Source organism: Salinivibrio sp. ML290 (genome assembly GCF_001995695.1).
Lineage (GTDB): Bacteria > Pseudomonadota > Gammaproteobacteria > Enterobacterales > Vibrionaceae > Salinivibrio > Salinivibrio siamensis.
In genome coordinates this window covers 145,707-165,195 of sequence record NZ_MUEY01000003.1, presented here as the reverse complement: position 1 = coordinate 165,195, position 19,489 = coordinate 145,707, and the positions used below count along the sequence as shown (strand labels likewise).

Genomic DNA, 19,489 nt, shown 5'->3' with positions numbered 1-19,489 from the left:
TGATGACAGAATTTGAAAAAATGCAACGTGGCTTGCCTTATTGTCCCGCGGATGAAGAGCTGACTTTGTTTCGATATGCCGCGCGCCGACTTTGCCAACAGTTTAACCGGCTCGATCCTGAAGATGCGGCCAGTTTAGCGGTGGTAACCACCAAGCTATTCGCCCGTATTGGCGATAACGTTGAAATCGACGCGCCTTTCTTTTGCCATTATGGGATGAATATTCATCTTGGCAACAATGTTAGCGTCGGTCCAAATTGCACCATTTTAGACGGGGCGCATGTCAGTATTGGCGATAACGTGAGTATTGGCCCCAACGTTGGGATCTATACCACGCGTCATCGCGTATTACCGCTAGACATTGCCCGCGGTGAATGTGAGTCCTCTCAGGATGTCATCATCGGTAATAACGTTATCATCGAGGGAAATACCGTGATAAAAGCAGGCACGGCAATCGGTGAAGGGGTAGTGATTGAAGCCGGATCAGTGGTTGATACGGATATCGAACCTTTTTCTATTGTGGCTGGCAATCCGGCTGCGGTGGTACGGCGTTTGCAGTGATGAGGATAGAGACAAGGTGACAGATACCTCCCAATACGATTTTATCGCATCCTCCCKATAAATGTTATAATATAACATTTTTGAATTGGCATACTGATGTGGGTGTAGTAATGTTATCGCCCTCAATCGGGTATCAGCAGTAAGAGATAGACGCAGAATGGTTAAAGTTAGGGCCCGAGTGCCGTTGAAAGTCGGGGTGGGAAGCCAGATCCCAGCAGAGATCCTTTCCTTCCATGGTTTAGAGTCTGAGCAAGAGCACGTCGCGCTAATTTTCCAACAAGCCGATAAGAAAGCCGATCCGCCTTTGGTTCGCATGCATTCCGAGTGTTTAACCGGTGATGTTTTCCATTCCTCTCGATGCGATTGTGGCGAGCAGCTTGAAGAGACCATCCAAAAGATGGGTGAAGATGGCGGTATTATTCTTTATTTGCGCCAAGAAGGGCGCGGGATAGGGCTGTATAACAAGCTGGATGCCTACAAGTTACAAAGCGAAGGGATGACGACATATGAAGCGAACAACCATTTGGGATTTGCGGATGATTTGCGCGATTTTGCCGAAGCGGCGCAGATGCTAAAAGCGTTAGACGCTCACTGTATTCGCTTGATCACCAATAACCCCAAAAAGATTGAAGAGCTGCAAGCGGCAGGGGTTACCCTCAAAGAAGTGATTGGCACCAAAGCCCACCTTAAAGACGGCAACCGTAACTATCTTAAGGCAAAGATTGAGCACGGTAAGCACCGTCTCAATATTGAGCAAGATTAAACATTTGTCGCTAAAAATTGGTTAATTTGCCAGCTAGGCAGTGACAATCACTGTCTATATTCGCTACATTATTGCCATTATATCAGTCATTGCTCAAGGACGAGTCATGCGTGTGCAAACATGGCATTATCTCTTTCCCCCATTGCCTCCCGTGGCGATGCTCATTGCGGTTGCAATTGGCTTATCACTGAGCCATTTCTTTCCTTTTTCGCTGGTGCTGGGTGCCCCGATGTGGGCTGCCTTGCCTCTGGGGTTAGCCGTGGGGTTATTAGCCGCCGCTAAATGGGCGTTTCATCGCCATCACACCACGCTTGATCCGCTGCAAATGCCCTCAGCGCTGGTGACGACTGGGATCTATCGCTATACCCGCAACCCTATGTATCTGGCGTTGGTACTCATTATCGCCGCAGCTGGGCTTTATTTTAATGCGCTATGGTGCTGGGGGATGATTCCCGCTTTTATGGCCTACCTATCCGCCACATTTATTCCTGCTGAAGAAGCCCGTTTATCACGCCAATGGCCAGATGATTTTGACGCTTATGTAGCTCGTGTCCGACGCTGGCTTTAGGATTAGATAAACTAATCTTTAATATAATAAAGAATCGGGATCGTTATTCTCAACTCTGATTGCCACACTCTCTCTTAAAGCCTATCATTCGCCTGTCTATCATTGGGTGGCTAGGTGGGCTAGGCCTTTACCCTCAACCTCGATACCTATTTCTTACTTATTTTCGCATAATTATTTTTAGGAGTGCTGGTATGTCCTCGGCAATGCCTATGGGCAAGCTATTGCTATTGATCGTTCTATTAGCGGCTGTTGGGCAAATGACCCAAACCATGTATGTGCCATCCATCGGTGCAATGGCAGACGACTTCGCTGTATCACCCGCTTGGTTACAAGCGGTGATGGCTTGTTATCTTATTCCTTATGGTTTATCGCAGTTTGTTTATGGCCCTGTCTCCGATCGCATCGGTCGTAAGCCGGTTATTTTGTTTGGGTTGGCATTGTTTTTAGTCGGGACGGCTATCACCTTGTTGGCCACCTCCTTTGCGATATTTTTACTTGGCAGTATGGTTCAAGGCGCGGGCATTGGCTGCGGCGGCGCCATGGCGCGCACCTTAACCCGAGATTGTTTTTCCGGGGCCAAACTGCACCGCGCCAATAGCCTAGTTAGTATGGGACTGATCTTTTCTCCCTTAGTGGCTCCGCTTCTAGGAGGAGGGTTAACCGAGTCCCTACATTGGCGTGCCAGCTACTTCTTTTTATTGTTACTCGGTGTCTTGGTTTATACAGTCATGGCTTGGCGGTTTAGCGAGACTTTGCCTGCCGATTTACGCCAACCTGGTCATTTTGGTGCGCGCTATCGTCATGTTATGCGATCACATCAATTTAAAGGCTATTTGCTGTGCTTGATTACCGTTTTTTCCGGTGTATCTTTATTCGAGGCGGCGGCAGGTGTGATCATGTCAGATGCGTTAGCGTTGTCTCCGAGTGTGATCAGTTTGCTGTTTGTTGTCCCTCTGCCGGCATACTTAGTCGGGTCAGGGTTGTCGAGCCGGCTTTCCGAAAGTATGGGGTATTATCCCACCCTGACATTGGGCAGTGTCTTAGCGTTGTTGGGGGCAGGCATCATAGGATTACCCGGTATGCTCGGTGATGTTTCACTCTATGCGTTAGTGGGTGGCGGCTGTGTCTATTTTGCTGGTGCAGGTATTCTCTTTCCGGCAGCCAGTACAGGAGCGATTAGTCCTTTTCCTTACCATGCTGGCACGGCAGGGGCAATTCTTGGCGGCGCGCAAAATCTATTGGCAGGGCTGGTAACACTCGTCGCCAGTAGTTTCGGTGTGGCTAGCCAATTATCATTAGGGGTAATCATGCTGACATTGGCGACGCTGGCAAGCTTGGGACTGGTCATCAGTTATCGCGCTCACGCCCATGATGACGCGGACTCAGTGACCGTACTGTAATCATTCAACCGGTATTATCCAATGAAGTCAGCGCCAGTTCGCATCCACAACGGCAGCACCTATCGCTGCCGTTATTCTGTGGGGCAGGGCTAGTGGATCTGTGTTGGGCTGCGCTTCCACAATAAATGACAGAATTTATTATCTGGGTCTCGGCTGATGAGCATACGAACAAAGACTTCATCTAGCACCTCAGCGCCAGCTATACCCATTTGCACCTCGGCACACTGAGATAAGTCAACATCCGCTCCCACATGCTCTGGCCAATCATTGTTTACCTCAACCACCACAGCGCCCCCTTCTTCTTCAAAGCGTGACTCATAGAGCATTAAATCGTCGAACTCCAAGTTGTCTGGGGCCGTTTCGGCAAAAATCTCGAACGCGATCTCTAGCACGGTCTCCAAGCTGAGTTGATTCTCTTGCGTCATGGTAAGCTCTCGTTGTCTGTATGTATGCGCATTATACCATGCTGTAAGGGGTATCTCAGCCGCGCCGTATCGGTTGACCTGCACAAAGAGGTATCTAAAGCGTATCCGTGTTTGTCCTCTCAACCGACGGCTCTCATGGTCAAATAGACAACCTCTGGCTAAAATAAAAGCAGACCCACAGTTAGAGCGTTGATTTGTTTATGCAGATGACCAACAATAGCGCGCGTACTCAAACCTGTGTGAAAGTCGTGACTCAGTTGCAATCCAGAAACGCTTATTTACCGGAGCCCGACCGGCGTGCCCCGTTTCAATCTGAATTTATCCCCGTGATGATTAAAGCGGTGAAGCAACTACGTGGCTTGCTCGGCAAGCGGCTTCACAGCGTCTACGTGAGTGGAGATATTGTTTGGCGGCGAGCCGTGGTGAAAGACAGCGTGCTATCGCTGACGGTGGTGTGCCAACACGCCCTGACGCTTGATCAATCGAACGCATTAAACACCTTGCTATGGCGATTAAAAACCAGTCATAGCAAGGTGATCAGTGATTGCCATATCGATATCGTGACCGTGTCACATGTTAGAGATCTCTCACAAGTCTTTCACTGGGGATTCTTTTTTAAACACAGAGCCATTTGCCTCTATGGCCAAGACTTATCGGTTAGTTTTGGTTTGTTTGAAGCCAGCTGGGAGGTGGCGAAGGCGATGAATCCAGATATCTCTGACAAACTCGCGCGTGCCAAACAAAAAATCACCGCCGCTACCACATGGAACACTCAACTCAATACCGCACAAGCGATTGCAGACACCCTGATACGCGGTGCATTTGGTTTGGTACTTCATAAAGAAGCGCAGTGGAGTGAATCACTCAACGAGTGTGCGGATGCTTTTATTAAACACTACCCGGATAAAAAAATGGCGATTGAGCGACTTTTTATCCTGCTAGAGCGCAAACCGGTAAAAAAACGTGCTGTCATGACCCTCCTCAATGACTTTGGCGATTGGTTGATCAAAGAATATGCGCGCATTGACTTTAAAATTGGTTAACTAGCGTTTGGCAACGATGCTGGCGTTGGACGCTTGAACATTAAGCGTATTCTGTGAGCTAACCCGCCTCATTCCCTACAAGTGAGTAACAGAATCTGATCTTGGTCAATAAAACGGTGTAACAAACTTTTCACAAAAGATGGTTTGTTGAACTATAAAACCACCAGTAGGCATGTGTAATCTGCTTTTATGGTGTATTTATTCAGTATTTATGACTAAATAGTTATTTACATCCTGTGTATGATTCGATAATCTGCATGCCAGTTAGTCACAGTGAGTGAATAATTAATCAGCAAAGGCGTTGATGCTCGCGGTGAGATAAATAAAAATTCAGGATTCAGACGTATGCAAAAAACTGACACTCTCTCTACGAAGTCACCTTCGATGAGAAATATTCTGATGTTCGCAATCCCATCATTATTGGGGTTGTTCCTTTTTATGACGCCAGTCAGTTTCGGTGACAGCGTCACCATCCCGATTGCGGTAATGGCGAGCAGTGTCTTGGACTTACTAGGTAACAGTGCAACAGCGGTCGTCACTGCCTTAGTGGTGTTGAGTGCCGTCGTTTCAGTGTTGGTTACGCTGACCAAGCCTGCCGTTATCATGCGAAATGGCTTTCTTAATGGTTTGTTTAATGTCTCTCCGGTGTGGCTTGTCACCCGTGTTTTCGGTGCCGCCTTCATCGTAATGGCGTTTTATGGTTTTGGCTCGCCAGTCATCATGGGTGAAACAACGGGGGCCTTTGTGCTCAATGAGCTATTGCCTACCTTGTTATCCGTGTTTATTTTCGCTGGTCTATTACTGCCGCTACTGACAAGTTTCGGCTTGCTCGAGCTGCTTGGTGCTATTTTCACCAAGGTAATGCGTCCGTTATTCGGTCTGCCGGGGCGCTCTGCGGTCGACTGTGCCGCCTCTTGGTTGGGCGATGGCAGCGTCGGTATCTTGATGACCAGTAAACAATATGAGCAAGGTTTTTATACCCAGCGTGAAGCGGCAGTGGTTGGCACGACGTTCTCTGCGGTTTCAATCAGCTTTAGTTTGGTGGTGATAGCGCAAGTCGACTTGATGCACATGTTTGCTTGGTTCTATCTCACCGTCTGTTTAGCTGGGATTGCGGCGGCGATCATCGTTCCTCGTCTTCCTCCTCTGAGCTGGAAAAAAGATGCGCTTATCGATAACTCTGAGCGTGAAACCAATGATGAAGTCCTACCGGCTGGCCACAATACGCTGAGCTATGGACTGCACTGTGCTCTGACACGTGCCGAGAAAATTCGCTCGGTAAGCAGTGTGCTAAAAGAAGGCGTACAAAACGCCGTCGATATGGTGTTAGGTGTGTTGCCAGTTGTGATGGCAATTGGTACGGCGGCGTTGATGGTCGCTGAGTACACCGATGTGTTTAGCATCCTAGGGGCGCCCTTTGTGCCACTGCTTGAACTATTGCATATCCCTGATGCGGTGAAAGCCTCTGAGACCATGGTGATTGGTTTTGCAGACATGTTTATTCCTGCCATTTTAGCCGCAGAAATCGACAGTGAAATGACCCGTTTTGTGATTGCTACGGTATCGGTGACCCAGTTGATTTATATCTCGGAAGTGGGTGCCTTATTACTGGGAAGCAAAATCCCAGTCAAGCTGTGGGAGCTGTTCGTGATCTTTATTTTACGTACGCTAGTCACTCTGCCTGTTATCGCAGGGATTGCTCACCTGATTTTCTAATTAGGCGCTACGCATAAGCCGCTATGCGCGTCCTCCTTACATCATCAACGCCTCACTTTTTGTGGGGCGTTTTTTTGTTAACGCGTCCTCGTTGTTGTGATGCAAGCCCTCGGTTATATCAACCACCTATGGGCAGAAAGGGACATATATTGGTATGCTGAACGCAGCGGCTAATGGGAGGCGGGATGAAAATAGTCACTCTTCATGGGTTATACATGCACGGTGTTTTTTTGATTCCGCTGTGCGAGCGCTTAGAAAAACATGGGCACCAGGTGCTGAATGTTTCGTATAATACGCTCAATCCGGACCTAGAGGGTATCACCGCCAAAATCGATGCGTTTGTTGGCGACCAGCCAGCGATCTTGATTGGCCATTCGATGGGCGGACTCATTATTCGTCGTTACTTGGAACAGAGCACAAAGCGGTGTGATAGACCGCCTCTCGATGTTCGCGCGGTGATCACTTTGGGCACGCCGCATCAAGGCGCTAAGTTAGCAAGTATTTTTGGCGATCTGGGGTGGGGCGGCTGGTTGTTTCAACGTAGCGAAGACATGCTTATCCCTGACAAGGTCAGGCCTTGGAAGAATCTTCCGCCGTTACATAGCCTTGCCGGCGATTGCCCCTGGGGACCCGCGGCGCTGTTGTTAAAGAACCAAGTCTGCGATGGCACTGTGCTGGTCGAAGAAACCAAAATCGAGGGCATGACCAGTCACGATCTGTACTCGGTGACCCACATTGCATTACTGTTTTCAAGGCGGGTCAGTGAGCGTGTGATTCAGTTAGTCGCTCAATATGAGCCGACGGCTGTGCCAGCCGCCGAGGGCTAAAGTGATGGTTTGATAAGGTCACTTTAGTTCGGATGATTCGTGTGTTCCCACCCAAGTATTAACAAACGTCCCATCGGGGTCATATTGCGCGGCTTGTTTGTCGAGGTTAAACCGGCGGCTGCCGCGCGGATCGGCACCAACGCCTGCTAAGTATTGCCAATTGCCATAATTAGCCGCTACATCAAAATCAATCAGTTGCTGCTCAAAGTATGCTGCGCCATAGCGCCAATCAACACCTAACTCATGGACTAAGCAGCTGGCCACCAATTGACGACTGCGATTCGAGAGCCATCCGGTTTGTTTAAGCTGGCGCATCGCCGCATTGACAATAGGAAAGGACGTCGTGCCTTCACGCCATGCCATAAAGGCTTCGGCATAAAAAGTGGTGAGTGGCCGTTTGTTGGTAATGCCTTTGAACGCAAAAAAGCGGGCACCATAGTGATACAGCATCCATTGGAAATATTCGCGCCACAACAGCTCAAAATATAGCCAATAGGTTGACTCGTTTTTTTCAACATTGCGCTCATATCGATCGAGCTCTGCGGCGACCCAGCGTACGGACAAACTGCCGTTTGCGAGCCAAGCCGATAAGCGTGACGAGAAATCCCAACCATCAAGGCCGTTGCGCGTTTCTTTATAGCGCTGAATACGATGGGTATCCCATAAGTAATGATTCAGTTGCGCACGCCCGGCGATTTCACCGCCTTGATAAGGGGCTATTCGGCGATCAGATAGGGGCGCTGGGTCGGACTTAATCGCTGTGATGGGGGCTGGCAATGACTCAGGTACTGGTAACGGCAAGCGTGGTTTGATCCCGCGCTTTTCCACCGCTTTACGGAATTGAGTAAAGGTCGTCGGGATCTCAGGTAAGTCAAACGGCAGCTGATGCTGGGTAAACAAGGTGTGAGCATCCGAGACAACCACCCGCTGCGGAAAGCGCTCAACCAGCGTATCAACCTGGTGACGCTCACGTGTCCCTGGGTGGTCGGTGACGCCAATAAGGTCAAACTCATGATCCATACACAGATTTGCCACCACCTCTAGCGGCTTGCCGGTGCGAATAATCAATTTTTGCCCCATCGCATCCAGGGCGCGATGCAGTTCGGTTAGGCTTTGCCACAAAAACGCTTCCCGTGGGGCACCGAGGTGCTTACTTTGAAAGTGATCCGCACGATACCAGCTCGGGTCAATCACAAAGACGCAGGTCAGCTGATCGCAGCTCGAGGCTAAATTGGCGAGTGCAGGGTTATCATGTATTCGAAGGTCGTGACGAAACCACATTAATCCGCGTTGCATACCTATCTCCTTTTTCCCTCCAATACGCTCACAGGCTGCGGGCGGATTGCTTGATTGGATCAACTGGGTGACTATTCGCCAACCACGAGCATGAATGCGGGCTCTCACATCCGCCTAAGTGCGCGCTGGGGGTGTGAATGAGTGTTATGGACGAAGACTAGATCTGTCGCTGGCGTTGCGCCCACATTCCAATAAAAACAAAGGTGGCGACCAAACCGGCAAAGAGCCAATGATCTGGCCATCCGCGCATTTGTCGCGCCAGCCACGGAGAGACGGTAATGATAAAAGCGCCGTAACCAAAGGCATTGATCGCCACAAATACCAGAGTGCGAACGATAAAATGATGACCGGTCAATAAACGGCGTAGCGTCCGATTAATATCATTGCCAAATACCACCAACAGTGACGCCACAATGGCCACTGCAATATCACTGAGCCATGGCGTTAACCACGCACCCGCCTGAGAAAACCAAGAGATTAAAATATTCATAACGATTTACACTGTGTAGAATGCGGCTAGAGTACTGATTTCTGCTGGCGACTTCCAGCGCGGACTTAGCCCGCGGGAGCGCACGATGTAAGGAGAAGGCATGAAAATCGCATCGATCGGGTTAGGGGACATTGCGCAAAAAGCCTACTTGCCATTGATGGTCAATTGGCCAGGGCTCGAATGGGTATTGTGCAGTCGTGATGACGCTAAGCTGGCGACGCTCGCCACGCAATACCGAGTGAGTGAGACCGCAAGTGATATCCAACAATGCTTAGCATTAGGGGTGGATGGAGTGATGATCCACAGCGCCACCGACTCGCATGCGGCCTTGATTCGTACCTGCTTGCAAGCAGGTGTGCCGGTGTTTGTCGATAAACCTGTCGCCCCATCAGGCGCGGAGGTTGAAGCCTTATTCAACTTGGCAGAACAACAGCAAACCCCCTTGTTTGCAGGCTTTAACCGGCGTTATTTGCCTTTGCTCAACACCCATCTCAATGGCCAGCGCCCCGAAGACGAACTGGGCACACCCCTTTTATCGCTGCGTTGGGAAAAACATCGTCATGCGCTGCCCGATGCACCGCGTCGTTTTATTTTTGATGATTTCATTCATCCACTCGACAGTATAAACGTTCATGGTGACATCAATATTGATGATTTGGACGTGTTTGCTCAATTTAGCGAAGGCTTGCTAGGCCGCTTAGACGTGCGTTGGCACCGCGACAATAGCTTGTTTGAGGCTAGTATGAACCGCCAGTATGGGGTCACTAAAGAAACCATTGCGGCGGCTTATCGTAACGAGAGCTATTTCTTTGATGGCTTTACCCGTGGTGCGCGCATGCAAGACAACGTCACCACACAGCTTACCTTGCCAGATTGGACGGGTATGCAAGCGAGCAAAGGTTTTGCGGCTATGCTCAGCCATTGGTTTGAGGTGGTCAGCGAAGGGCGGGTTGATGCTGCTCTCACCGCTCGTAATGTGGCGAGCCACTGGGCCGCGGAAGATTTGGTCGCCTATTGTGAAGCGCTGCGCGATAGCCCCTAGTCCCACGCGCAGCACACGGTGGCTGTTTACGCTTCGACCGGATTACCCGTGTGTGAGTGGGTTAAATAAGGCAATAACAACTGGCGGACATTAAAGCTCACGTTTAACTTGGCCGCCAGCAAATACAACCCTGCTATTTTACGATGTAAAAACAGTGCATCCGCCGGCGGTGTGTGCCAATAGCCTTGTTCCATACTCAGCGCCATCCCACGGTTACGTAAACGCGTTGCCAAATCGGCGTCGCCAAAGTTAAATGGCGTATCCGTCGCAATCGGTTCACAAGCCGTGTTCACAAGCTCCAGCACACTGGCTTTTTGCTCTGGCAAGATGTGCTCGGCAAAAAAGCCAATTTGGGTTAGTGCCACCTCAATCCCTGCGTTGTCTTTTTCAATCGCCGCTAAAAATAGCTTGCGATAGCCATCGATAAACGTCGGGGCATACTGACGGGTGGCGCCAAAATCAAGCAACACGACGCGTCCGGTATCGGGCTGATACAAATAGTTGGCAAAGTTAGGATCGGTTTGGACCTCGCCAAACACAAAGACTTCCTCAAACAGCAACTGGAATAAACGACTGATCACGCGGTGACGAATCGTCTCTGAAGCCTTGTTGAGTTGCTCAATCGGCTCTCCTGCCATATAGCTCATGGTGAGAATGCGATCTGAGGTAAGGGCTGAGTGAACCCTTGGCACCACCAAACCGTTGGCATTTTTCAAATGGTCGCCAAACCGAGTCAATGCTTGTGCCTCTTTGCCGTAATCGGCTTCATCATGCAGTTGTTGCTTGGCTTCATCGAGTAAGGCTTGGTAATTCGCTTCTTTGGGGATCAGGCCACTTAAGCGCAGTAGGGTGATCACATTATCCACATCGCTATCAATGCTGTCTTTGATGCGCGGGTATTGCACCTTTACCGCTACTTTTTCACCGGCATCGGTATAGGCCTCGTGCACTTGGCCTATCGACGCTGACGCGATGGGCGAAAAACGAAAATGGGTGAACTCAGCCTGCCAATTGTCGCCCAGCTCTTCATTAAGCACCGCTTTGAGCTGCGCCGGTGGCATGGGAGTGGCATTATTACGCAAACGGGCGAGAAGATCGCTGAGCTCTGGCGGAATCAAATCCCCCGCATCCATAGACAACAATTGACCAACCTTCATCGCCGCTCCACGTAAGTCCGCCAGTTTGTCCGCCACGTGGGCAATATTGGCCGGCGACATCACCAAATCCTTACGACTCGGCCGATTGCCCTGGGCAAACTGTTTGGTACCTTCCCACGCCACATTCGACGCCATACGCCCCGCCAACGAAGCCAGTGCACCAAAGCGAGAAAACTTACCATGCGGCACTTTACGATTTTTCATAGCCACCTCCTGAATACCCACTAAGAATACGCGACGAACAGCGGAATGGTTTGGTGGGACGAGTTGCTCGCGCTCACAAAGACGCGAGTTAACGAGCCAAATCCACACCACGATATGGCAAAGACCTTTCCATTTACATGACATTCCAACCCGGGTCACAGCCTCGGGGGTGAAATCGCGTTTAGATCAAATAAAACAGCAGTTTATATTTTTGACTGTCTAGTTAAGTAGTAGCATTTGCTTACAAAGTTAGTCTGTAGGGTAATTGCCAATGAAGCTGATGTTTAAAACGAAAATACTGCTACTTGCCATCGTGCCACTGATCGCCTCAATGCTGATTATGAGTGCGGTCACGGCCTATAACGAACAGGCGTTAATAGAAGAAAACATTGCCACGTTTCGGGAGAAGTTGGTCAACGAGCGTAAAAAACAACTCAAAGAAGTGACTCAGGTAGCGGAGAACATCGTTAAGCGTCTTAACCCAGGCACCAGTGAGGCTCGCTTGGCTGAGGTGAAAACGGCGCTTACTGATGTGCAGTTTGGCGAGACGGGTTACTTTTTTATTTACAACAAACAGGGGATCAATGTGTTTCACCCTGTTAAACCGGCGCTTGAAGGAAAAAACCTGATTGATTTTACCGATCCTAAAGGCAATAAGGTGATTCAAGGGTTACTCGAGGCGGCACAACGTGGCGATGGCTACTTTAATTTTATGTTTGATAAGCCGGGTACCGATGCGCTGATTGATAAAATCGGCTATGCGGTAATGGTGAATAATGGTCAATGGCTATTAGGTACTGGCGCCTACACCGATGACATTGAGCAAGAGGTTGCTGCCTATCGCACCGACGCAGAGCAAACCCTGGATGCACAAATTTTCCGTTTAACCCTGTTGGGGATAAGCACAGTGATTATCACGGTGTTGCTGGTGAGCTGGTTTGCGCAGCGTATTGGTGAGCCGGTGAAAAACATGCTTGATAAGCTTAATGATATTGCTAGCGGTGAGGGCGATCTCACTCAGCGTTTGCACGTACATGGCTATGATGAAATCGCCCAACTCGGTCATGCCTTTAATCGCTTTGTAGAGAAGCTGCAGCACACCATTCAGCGCGTCGCGCAAGTCACGGCGCAAGTAAACAGCACCGCCTGTGATATGGCTCAGCAAACATCCGCAGTGGCTGAAAAACTACAAACCCATGATAACGAGACCGAGCAAGTGGTCACCGCGGTGACAGAGATGAGCTCTGCTGCGCAAGAAGTGGCACAAAACACGACACAGGTGGCTGATGCCGCCACCTCTGCCACCCAAGATGCGCAAAATGCTCAGGCGCAAGTGCGTGAATCAGAGGCATCGGTCGAGAAGTTGGTAGCGAAAATGAGCGAGTCGAGCGGGCAGGTGGATCAACTTAAAGCTCAGTCGGATAAAATTACCTCGGTACTGTCCGTGATTGGTGAGATTGCTGAGCAAACCAATCTATTGGCGCTGAACGCGGCGATTGAAGCCGCTCGCGCGGGTGAGCAGGGGAGAGGCTTTGCGGTGGTGGCCGATGAAGTGCGCACCTTGGCCAGTCGCACTCAAACCAGTACCCATGAGATCCGTGACATGCTTGATGGTCTACACGTGCATGTGGATAGTGCCGTGAAAACCATTGCCGACAGCGATCAAGAGTGCCAAAGCATGGCAACGATTTCAGCGCAAATTGGCGAGCGAATCACCTCGGTGAGTGCGGCGTTTTCGCAAGTGAACGATATGACCTCGCAAATTGCCAGTGCGGCGTCAGAGCAAACCACGGTCACGGAAGATATTCATCGTAATCTGGTATCGATTCGTGACATTGTCGCTAGCTTATTGAACTCGAGTGAGGCATCGTCACACGCGGCGGAAGAGCTGAGCTCACTGGGTCAAGATCTCGATACCTTGGTGGGGCAATTTAAAGTCGCCTAAGCCAATAGCATGATCACTATTCTCGGCACATGGGATAAAAAGTCATAAAGGACGCTTACCGCAAGCGTCCTTTCGCTTTACAATAGCAATTTTAGCGGTATTATGCTGACGCAAACGTTTGCCTAGAACATATTGTGCGCTATTGAGAGGGTTTCATGCTGCCTGATGTCGAGATCTGTCGTAACACCACACTCGCCCCCATTTCCACCATAGCCAAGCAAGTTGGCCTCCTTGACTCAGAGTTTAAAACGCAAGGTAGCCATAAAGCCAAAATCTCTCTCGATTGCTTAAAGCGTCTTGCGCCCAACCCAACCGGAAAGTTAGTACTGGTCACCGCCATTACTCCCACGCCCTTGGGTGAAGGCAAAACCGTCACCACCATTGGTCTGGCGCAAGGCTTGGCCAAGCTGAATCATTCTGTAACGGCGTGTATTCGTCAGCCTTCGATGGGGCCCGTATTTGGTGTAAAAGGTGGCGCAGCTGGCGGTGGTTATTCGCAAGTGGCTCCGATGGAGGAGCTCAACCTCCATCTGACGGGAGATATTCATGCGGTGACCGCGGCGCATAACTTGGCTGCTGCGGCCATTGATGCGCGAATTTATCACGAGCAACGTCTAGGCTATGACGATTTTGAGGCGCGCAGTGGCTTAAAAGCGTTAAAAATTGACCCAAGTCGCGTGGTGTGGAAGCGGGTGATGGATCATAACGATCGCGCCTTGCGTATGGTGACTGTGGGTAAAAACGAGCCGGGTAAAACCATCAACGGCTACGAGCGTGAGGGCGGGTTTGATATCTCGGCTGCCTCTGAGCTAATGGCTATTCTGGCGTTGGCGAGCGATCTTCGTGATCTGCGTCAGCGCATCGGCCGCATAGTATTGGCTTATAGCCATACCGGTGAGCCGATCACCACCGAAGATTTGCAAGTGGCCGGCGCGATGGCGGTCAGTATGAAAGAAGCGATTGAACCCACCTTGATGCAAACCCTAGAAGGCGTGCCGACACTGATTCACGCCGGCCCGTTTGCCAATATTGCTCATGGCAATTCGTCGATTATCGCCGATAACATTGCCCTTAAACTGGGTGATTATACTGTCACCGAGGGCGGTTTTGGCTCAGACATGGGGTTTGAAAAAGCTTGTAACATCAAAGCGCAAGCATCAGGTAAAGCGCCTGATTGTGCGGTGATTGTGGCGACATTACGTGGCTTAAAAGCTAACTCTGGTCACTACAATTTGCAGCCTGGTCAGCCCATGCCTGACGCACTCTTCGCAGATGATAATGAGGCATTGATAGCAGGGTTTGAAAATCTCAAATGGCATATCAATAACGTGACCCAATATGGTGTGTCGGCGGTGGTGGCGATTAACCGCTTTCCACAAGACAGTGATGCTGAGCTAGCGACACTCAAGGCGATGATTGAAGCGCTGCCCAACAAAGTAAGAGTAGCGATCAGTGAAGGCTTTGCCCAAGGTGGCGAGGGTACGCGTAAACTGGCGGAACAAGTGGTCGCGCAATGTGAAACCAACGCATCATTCTCGCCCTTGTATCATGCCCAGCAAAGCTTGGAAGAAAAACTGATGGCGGTTACGGAAGTTGGTTATGGCGCGGGAAGTGTGACGTTAAGTGAAACCGCGAAACAGCAGCTACAACAATTTAAAGCGCAAGGGTATGACGGTTTGGCGGTCTGTTTGGCGAAAACGCCGCTGTCTATTTCAACCGATGGTGCGATAAAAGGTGCTCCCAAAGGCTTTGATGTACCGATCCGCGAGTTGAAATTATGCGCGGGTGCCGGATTTGTCTATGCTTTATGCGGCAACGTGATGACTATGCCCGGCCTACCGGAAAAACCGGCGTTTATGAATCTCGACCTCGATGGTGAGGGCAATATTGTTGGATTGAGTTGATGACTTAGTGCCCGACTAAAGTGCTAGGATTAGATGACTTTGCTCGTTTAAAGGCGAATTCAATGGATGATCAACAAATTACAGGTAAAGCTATAAAGCAAGCGAAAGCAATGAAAAAAATGATTGCCAGAAAGCTTGTTGATCATTTGCCCGAGGAGGAGGAAGCGGCTTCTGTATTTATGGCAGGGTCGCCAGGCGCAGGTAAAACGGAAACGGCTAGAGCGATGGTTCGTGCTTTTAAGAATGAGCACGACCTGACATTAGTGCACATAGAGAACGACGAGTTAAGAAAGGCATTTGAAGATTATCAAGGTTATAACTCGCCCTTGTTTCAGCGCCCAGCTACAATCTTGGTAGAAGCTATTCATGATCGCGCTTTGAAGCGAAGAGTCAGCTTTATTCTTGATTCAACGCTTTCCAGTTTCGATAAAGCGAAAGATAACATCGAGCGATCTTTGAAAAAAGGCCGCTTTGTTATGATTGTTTTTGTATATCAGGAGCCAGTGCAAGCTTGGCGTTTAGTGAAAGCGAGAGAAAGTGTTGAAGGTCGTCGTGTCCCCAGTGAAGTCTTCATTAATCAGTTCCTAGAATCGCAACGTGTGGTGAGTGAATTAAAGAAACTGTTTAGGGATAAGATTGATATCACTTTTATTGAGAAAAACGTCGATGGTGCCAACAAGAGACCACACTTTAACGTCGGTGACATTGACGCACTATTGCGCAAAAAGTACAATAGAGAGTCGCTTGAACGTATCGTCGGTATCACGAAAGGAGGGAGCCATGCAGAATAAGCGTAATAAGGTAAAATCTACCGCTTTCTCTGACTTCGTGCGTCACTCGTCGTCGAGAGAAAAGCGAAAGTTTTTCGATAAAATAGTGAGAGAAACGATTAAAGAGCAGCAAGACATGCTCACAAAGGCAGAGCAAACAGCTAAGTGTCAGTAATCGTTTATATTTCTCGTGAGAGCCGCTGTTGTCAGTGGCTTTTTTGTTTGTGCTAGATGCGGCCACGCTCGTCATTGTCTTCACGGTCGCGTGATGTGGTATCCTCTTTGGCTTCAACTCTCCCACCGACTGTGAGCCTGACTTGAAAAAAATCGCGGTTTTTGTCGACGTTCAAAATATCTACTACACCACACGCCAAGCTTACGGGCGTCAGTTTAACTATCGCCAGTTGTGGCAAACCCTCAATGATATGGGTGAGGTGGTAACCGCGTATGCCTATGCCATTCGCCGAGATGACGATCAGCAAATCAAATTTCAAGATGCCCTGCGCCACATTGGCTTTACCGTCAAGCTAAAACCCTATATTCAACGCGCTGATGGCAGCACCAAAGGCGATTGGGATGTGGGGATTGCCATTGATGTGATGGAAACAGCCCCCGAGGTTGATACCGTGGTGCTGTTATCTGGAGACGGAGATTTTGATTTGTTGATGAACAAAATCCGCGCGCGCTATCACAACGAAGCGGTGGTGCTTGGCGTGCCATCCTTAACGGCTAATTCCTTGGTGAACAGTGTCGATCGCTTTATTGCGATTGAAGACGATATGTTGTTGTAGGCACGGCGTTTAGTTTGCAGTTCTGGGACAGTTTCTGATTTTATTTTGATGTTGAAGTGAGTAAACGATGTACAAATTAATCGCCCTAGATATGGACGGCACCTTGTTAAACAGCGAGAAAGCAATATCTGCTGAGAATAAACAAGCCATTACCCGCGCGCGTGAGAAAGGCGTGACTGTGGTATTGGCGTCTGGTCGGCCGCTTGAGGGCATGCAGCCTAAGCTAGACGAACTGGGAATCGGCTCGGATAAAGACTTTGTGCTGTATTACAACGGCTCAATGGTAAAAAACCTAGGTACTGATGAAGTTATCTTGCAAAAAGGGCTTGACGGCAAAGCCGCCAAAGCGCTGGCTCAGCATGCCGAGGCACTGGGTGCATTTGTGCATGCATTTAGTACTGAGCACGGTTTGATTACACCAGCACAGAATCCGTATACCGAGATTGAAGGCAAGATCAACGGGCTGGATATTACCGTGATGGATTTCGAGACCCTAAGCGATGATCATCCGATTATCAAAGTGTTGATGGTGGCAGAGCCAAGCAAGTTAAACGAAGTGATCAGTGCGTTACCATCCGCGCTACGCGAGGAATTTACGGTAGTGCAAAGTGCGCCTTTCTTCCTCGAGTTTTTAAACCCTGCTAGTAATAAAGGGGCGGGGGTAGCTGCCATTGCAGCGCATCTAGGCATTCAACCTGATGAAGTGATTTGCATGGGCGATGCTGAAAACGATCACGCAATGTTGGAATACGCAGGCCTTGGCATTGCGATGGCGAATGCGATGGAAGCAACCAAGCAAACCGCAGATTACATTACCGAGAGCAATGATGAGCACGGTGTGTCCAAAGCGATTGAAAAGTTTGTGTTAGCAGCGGATAGCGCCGTAGCCTAAAACGAACAAGCATGAACAAATGGGGTGGGTGTTTATGCCTGCCTCGTTTTATTTCATGATACTGATAGCATCGTTTACTGACGTGGCGTGAGCCTATCTTGCTTTAAAGAACAGATAGCGGCCTTTGCGTAAAACAAAAAAGCCTGCTTTTAAGCAGGCTCTCTGGAAATGGTGCGTCCGGGCAGACTCGAACTGCCGACCCCCGCCATGTCAAGGCGGTACTCTAACCAACTGAGCTACGGACGCGAATTTCAAAATGTGGTGCGTCTGAGTGGACTCGAACCACCGACTTCCACCATGTCAAGGTGACACTCTAACCAACTGAGTTACAGACGCATAATTTAGTGTTTCAAGCAAAGTGGTGCGTCCGAGTGGACTCGAACCACCGACCCCCGCCATGTCAAGGCGATACTCTAACCAGCTGAGCTACGGACGCACAGTGCTTGAAAGCGGGATGAATAGTAGCGAGTTCATCTTTGTCACGCAAGCGCTTAAGCGCATATTTTTGCGCAGAAACGACTGTTTGGCGATTTGATCGTCAATATGGCGGTATTTTCAGTATTCATCTTGCTTATATCGCTAAGCGATTGCACTGACTTACTGATTTTTGGTGCTTTATTGCCCAAGCTTAACCTCACAGCGCTGGAACAATTGCTGCCAGACATCAGCATGATGCTTAATCGCCGCTTTATACGCCTGATATGCTTCTCCCTCCCAGTAGGCTTTTTTATAATCGTTAAATATATCTGGGGTGTTTAAGCTCGCGAGGCGCGAAAGCGCGGGGGCGAGATCACGATAAAGTCCGTCTACCCGAGCAAGGTATGGCTGCACATCACCCACATAAAACTTGTAAAAGACAGTCTGCAGGCGCTTTAAACGTGTAGTATCGAAATTACCGCCGCAACGCACTGTCTGTTGATGATTAGCGATCAGTTCACTGGTTTGGTTAAGCCACGCGGTGTGATAGCTCAAGCTCACAAACAAATCGCCTAAGATGGGTTGTTTCTCGATACTTTCTTGCCAAGTCGTAACAGGCTCTGTGGGCGCTTGGGTTGAGGGTATCAATTGGCTAAACTGCTCAATAGTGTTAACCGCATTACTGTGTGCCGGCAGTTCGATGGGAAGTGTAAAGGCGGGTAAGCTGAGTTGTTTGCGCCAGGCGTCACTATCAATCAGCGTATTCCAGATCACTTTCTCCCGTTGCTGGCGTTTAAGTGTTAGTGCCTGTTTCAACTCAGCTTGAATGCTCGGATCCTTCACTTGCGGCAAACACTGCGCCGCGGTATCGATGAATTTGAGCTCGTAGTCAAGTTGGCGAAAGCGATCCGCGACTTTACCCAAGGATGAATTGCGCTCCGCGATAAGGTTGAATAAGCCACACTGGCGAAGCTCATAGGCATCGAGCACCCCCATTCGCAGTTCATCAAGCGGCTGAACCAGATCGCGTTTACGCGGCAACGCTGGCAGTTCGGGGGAAGTGAAATCGGGGGTGGGTGCATCCAATACATTGCCAAGTCGCTGGTAATAGTCGGCCATCATATCCTTGGCCGGATCATCTGATTGGCAACCTGTTAATGTAATAAAAGTAGCGAGCAATAAGATAGGTTTGAATCCACGCATGGTATTATCTCTTGGCTAAGAGCTTGACATATCGATGTTAACACGTACGCAGGCGATCGGATTAACGATCGCCTAG

The 19,489-nt window shown here is 49.5% G+C and carries 19 protein-coding genes and 3 tRNA genes; 14 read left to right on the top strand and 8 right to left on the bottom strand.

Annotated elements, in window-relative coordinates; all coding sequences use genetic code 11:
• Window positions 1–2 precede the first annotated feature (2 nt).
• The 4 genes from BZG23_RS04375 to emrD all read left to right on the top strand — a co-directional run bounded on the left by BZG23_RS04375 (window position 3) and on the right by emrD (window position 3,291).
• Window positions 3–560, top strand: coding sequence for a sugar O-acetyltransferase (locus BZG23_RS04375; protein WP_046073287.1), 558 nt, complete (start codon window positions 3–5; stop codon window positions 558–560).
• A 157-nt stretch (window positions 561–717) separates the two neighbouring features.
• Entirely contained in the window at window positions 718–1,323 is a 606-nt protein-coding gene (locus tag BZG23_RS04370) for a GTP cyclohydrolase II (RefSeq protein WP_046073286.1), read from the top strand.
• A gap of 106 nt (window positions 1,324–1,429) precedes the next feature.
• Complete coding sequence (locus tag BZG23_RS04365; protein WP_077606231.1) at window positions 1,430–1,891, top strand: methyltransferase family protein; 462 nt, start codon at window positions 1,430–1,432, stop codon at window positions 1,889–1,891.
• A 191-nt stretch (window positions 1,892–2,082) separates the two neighbouring features.
• Window positions 2,083–3,291 carry a multidrug efflux MFS transporter EmrD gene (gene emrD / locus BZG23_RS04360; protein ID WP_077606230.1) on the top strand — a complete coding sequence of 403 codons (1,209 nt, stop codon included), beginning with the start codon at window positions 2,083–2,085 and terminating at the stop codon, window positions 3,289–3,291.
• 89 nt (window positions 3,292–3,380) lie between these two features.
• Here emrD and BZG23_RS04355 read toward each other — a convergent pair whose 3' ends face one another.
• A complete protein-coding gene (locus tag BZG23_RS04355) occupies window positions 3,381–3,716 on the bottom strand; it encodes a DUF440 family protein (RefSeq protein WP_046073283.1) in 336 nt (111 codons plus the stop codon).
• Between the two features lie 206 nt (window positions 3,717–3,922).
• Between BZG23_RS04355 and BZG23_RS04350 the strand changes: the two genes are divergently transcribed.
• From BZG23_RS04350 to BZG23_RS04340, 3 genes are all read left to right on the top strand, one after another.
• Window positions 3,923–4,759: a hypothetical protein gene (locus tag BZG23_RS04350; RefSeq protein WP_131825336.1), complete on the top strand. Its 837-nt coding sequence runs from the start codon at window positions 3,923–3,925 to the stop codon at window positions 4,757–4,759.
• A 345-nt stretch (window positions 4,760–5,104) separates the two neighbouring features.
• Window positions 5,105–6,475 (top strand): YjiH family protein, encoded by a 1,371-nt coding sequence (locus BZG23_RS04345; protein ID WP_227486463.1) that lies wholly within the window; start codon window positions 5,105–5,107, stop codon window positions 6,473–6,475.
• Window positions 6,476–6,660: 185 nt separating this feature from the next.
• Complete coding sequence (locus tag BZG23_RS04340; RefSeq protein WP_077577835.1) at window positions 6,661–7,302, top strand: esterase/lipase family protein; 642 nt, start codon at window positions 6,661–6,663, stop codon at window positions 7,300–7,302.
• 18 nt (window positions 7,303–7,320) lie between these two features.
• Here the strand turns inward: BZG23_RS04340 and BZG23_RS04335 are convergent, their stop codons facing one another.
• Together BZG23_RS04335 and BZG23_RS04330 are read right to left on the bottom strand one after the other, a co-directional pair.
• Window positions 7,321–8,598, bottom strand: a complete 1,278-nt coding sequence (locus tag BZG23_RS04335; RefSeq protein WP_077606229.1) for a DASH family cryptochrome — start codon at window positions 8,596–8,598, stop codon at window positions 7,321–7,323.
• A gap of 157 nt (window positions 8,599–8,755) precedes the next feature.
• The gene (locus BZG23_RS04330) at window positions 8,756–9,088 is read right to left on the bottom strand and encodes a DUF3392 domain-containing protein (protein WP_046073279.1); all 333 of its coding nucleotides are present in this window, start codon (window positions 9,086–9,088) and stop codon (window positions 8,756–8,758) included.
• A gap of 100 nt (window positions 9,089–9,188) precedes the next feature.
• Here BZG23_RS04330 and BZG23_RS04325 point away from each other — a divergent pair, with 100 nt between their 5' ends.
• Entirely contained in the window at window positions 9,189–10,130 is a 942-nt protein-coding gene (locus BZG23_RS04325) for a Gfo/Idh/MocA family protein (protein ID WP_077606228.1), read from the top strand.
• Window positions 10,131–10,156: 26 nt separating this feature from the next.
• Here the strand turns inward: BZG23_RS04325 and BZG23_RS04320 are convergent, their stop codons facing one another.
• On the bottom strand, window positions 10,157–11,497 hold the full coding sequence (locus BZG23_RS04320) for an ABC1 kinase family protein (RefSeq protein WP_198532109.1): 1,341 nt from the start codon (window positions 11,495–11,497) through the stop codon (window positions 10,157–10,159).
• A 274-nt stretch (window positions 11,498–11,771) separates the two neighbouring features.
• Between BZG23_RS04320 and BZG23_RS04315 the strand changes: the two genes are divergently transcribed.
• From BZG23_RS04315 to BZG23_RS04295, 6 genes are all read left to right on the top strand, one after another.
• Window positions 11,772–13,436: a methyl-accepting chemotaxis protein gene (locus BZG23_RS04315; protein ID WP_197075719.1), complete on the top strand. Its 1,665-nt coding sequence runs from the start codon at window positions 11,772–11,774 to the stop codon at window positions 13,434–13,436.
• 155 nt (window positions 13,437–13,591) lie between these two features.
• Window positions 13,592–15,340: a formate--tetrahydrofolate ligase gene (locus BZG23_RS04310; RefSeq protein ID WP_077606226.1), complete on the top strand. Its 1,749-nt coding sequence runs from the start codon at window positions 13,592–13,594 to the stop codon at window positions 15,338–15,340.
• Between the two features lie 62 nt (window positions 15,341–15,402).
• Window positions 15,403–16,131, top strand: coding sequence for a zeta toxin family protein (locus BZG23_RS04305; RefSeq protein ID WP_077606225.1), 729 nt, complete (start codon window positions 15,403–15,405; stop codon window positions 16,129–16,131).
• Complete coding sequence (locus BZG23_RS16640) at window positions 16,121–16,285, top strand: hypothetical protein (protein ID WP_198532108.1); 165 nt, start codon at window positions 16,121–16,123, stop codon at window positions 16,283–16,285. Before BZG23_RS04305 ends, BZG23_RS16640 begins: the two co-directional genes overlap by 11 nt.
• Window positions 16,286–16,427: 142 nt before the next feature.
• Window positions 16,428–16,901, top strand: a complete 474-nt coding sequence (locus BZG23_RS04300) for an NYN domain-containing protein (RefSeq protein WP_077606224.1) — start codon at window positions 16,428–16,430, stop codon at window positions 16,899–16,901.
• 67 nt (window positions 16,902–16,968) lie between these two features.
• On the top strand, window positions 16,969–17,793 hold the full coding sequence (locus BZG23_RS04295) for a Cof-type HAD-IIB family hydrolase (protein WP_077606223.1): 825 nt from the start codon (window positions 16,969–16,971) through the stop codon (window positions 17,791–17,793).
• Between the two features lie 169 nt (window positions 17,794–17,962).
• On the opposite strand, the gene BZG23_RS04290 is transcribed toward BZG23_RS04295, so the two are convergent.
• The 4 genes from BZG23_RS04290 to BZG23_RS04275 all read right to left on the bottom strand — a co-directional run bounded on the left by BZG23_RS04290 (window position 17,963) and on the right by BZG23_RS04275 (window position 19,413).
• A tRNA-Val gene (locus BZG23_RS04290) sits at window positions 17,963–18,039 on the bottom strand.
• Window positions 18,040–18,052: 13 nt separating this feature from the next.
• A tRNA-Val gene (locus BZG23_RS04285) sits at window positions 18,053–18,129 on the bottom strand.
• A gap of 23 nt (window positions 18,130–18,152) precedes the next feature.
• Window positions 18,153–18,229 (bottom strand) — tRNA-Val (locus BZG23_RS04280).
• A gap of 179 nt (window positions 18,230–18,408) precedes the next feature.
• On the bottom strand, window positions 18,409–19,413 hold the full coding sequence (locus BZG23_RS04275) for a DUF3080 domain-containing protein (protein ID WP_077606222.1): 1,005 nt from the start codon (window positions 19,411–19,413) through the stop codon (window positions 18,409–18,411).
• Window positions 19,414–19,489: the final 76 nt, after the last annotated feature.

Bases quoted from the DNA above. Each gene is read 5' to 3' on its own strand.
- BZG23_RS04375 (WP_046073287.1), top strand. From the start codon at position 3: ATGACAGAATTTGAAAAAATGCAACGTGGCTTGCCTTATTGTCCCGCG.
- BZG23_RS04370 (WP_046073286.1), top strand. From the start codon at position 718: ATGGTTAAAGTTAGGGCCCGAGTGCCGTTGAAAGTCGGGGTGGGAAGC.
- BZG23_RS04275 (WP_077606222.1), bottom strand. From the start codon at position 19,413: ATGCGTGGATTCAAACCTATCTTATTGCTCGCTACTTTTATTACATTA.
- BZG23_RS04365 (WP_077606231.1), top strand. From the start codon at position 1,430: ATGCGTGTGCAAACATGGCATTATCTCTTTCCCCCATTGCCTCCCGTG.
- emrD (WP_077606230.1), top strand. From the start codon at position 2,083: ATGTCCTCGGCAATGCCTATGGGCAAGCTATTGCTATTGATCGTTCTA.
- BZG23_RS04305 (WP_077606225.1), top strand. From the start codon at position 15,403: ATGGATGATCAACAAATTACAGGTAAAGCTATAAAGCAAGCGAAAGCA.
- BZG23_RS04315 (WP_197075719.1), top strand. From the start codon at position 11,772: ATGTTTAAAACGAAAATACTGCTACTTGCCATCGTGCCACTGATCGCC.
- BZG23_RS04345 (WP_227486463.1), top strand. From the start codon at position 5,105: ATGCAAAAAACTGACACTCTCTCTACGAAGTCACCTTCGATGAGAAAT.
- BZG23_RS04335 (WP_077606229.1), bottom strand. From the start codon at position 8,598: ATGCAACGCGGATTAATGTGGTTTCGTCACGACCTTCGAATACATGAT.
- BZG23_RS04310 (WP_077606226.1), top strand. From the start codon at position 13,592: ATGCTGCCTGATGTCGAGATCTGTCGTAACACCACACTCGCCCCCATT.
- BZG23_RS04295 (WP_077606223.1), top strand. From the start codon at position 16,969: ATGTACAAATTAATCGCCCTAGATATGGACGGCACCTTGTTAAACAGC.
- BZG23_RS16640 (WP_198532108.1), top strand. From the start codon at position 16,121: ATGCAGAATAAGCGTAATAAGGTAAAATCTACCGCTTTCTCTGACTTC.
- BZG23_RS04350 (WP_131825336.1), top strand. From the start codon at position 3,923: ATGACCAACAATAGCGCGCGTACTCAAACCTGTGTGAAAGTCGTGACT.
- BZG23_RS04355 (WP_046073283.1), bottom strand. From the start codon at position 3,716: ATGACGCAAGAGAATCAACTCAGCTTGGAGACCGTGCTAGAGATCGCG.
- BZG23_RS04330 (WP_046073279.1), bottom strand. From the start codon at position 9,088: ATGAATATTTTAATCTCTTGGTTTTCTCAGGCGGGTGCGTGGTTAACG.
- BZG23_RS04325 (WP_077606228.1), top strand. From the start codon at position 9,189: ATGAAAATCGCATCGATCGGGTTAGGGGACATTGCGCAAAAAGCCTAC.
- BZG23_RS04340 (WP_077577835.1), top strand. From the start codon at position 6,661: ATGAAAATAGTCACTCTTCATGGGTTATACATGCACGGTGTTTTTTTG.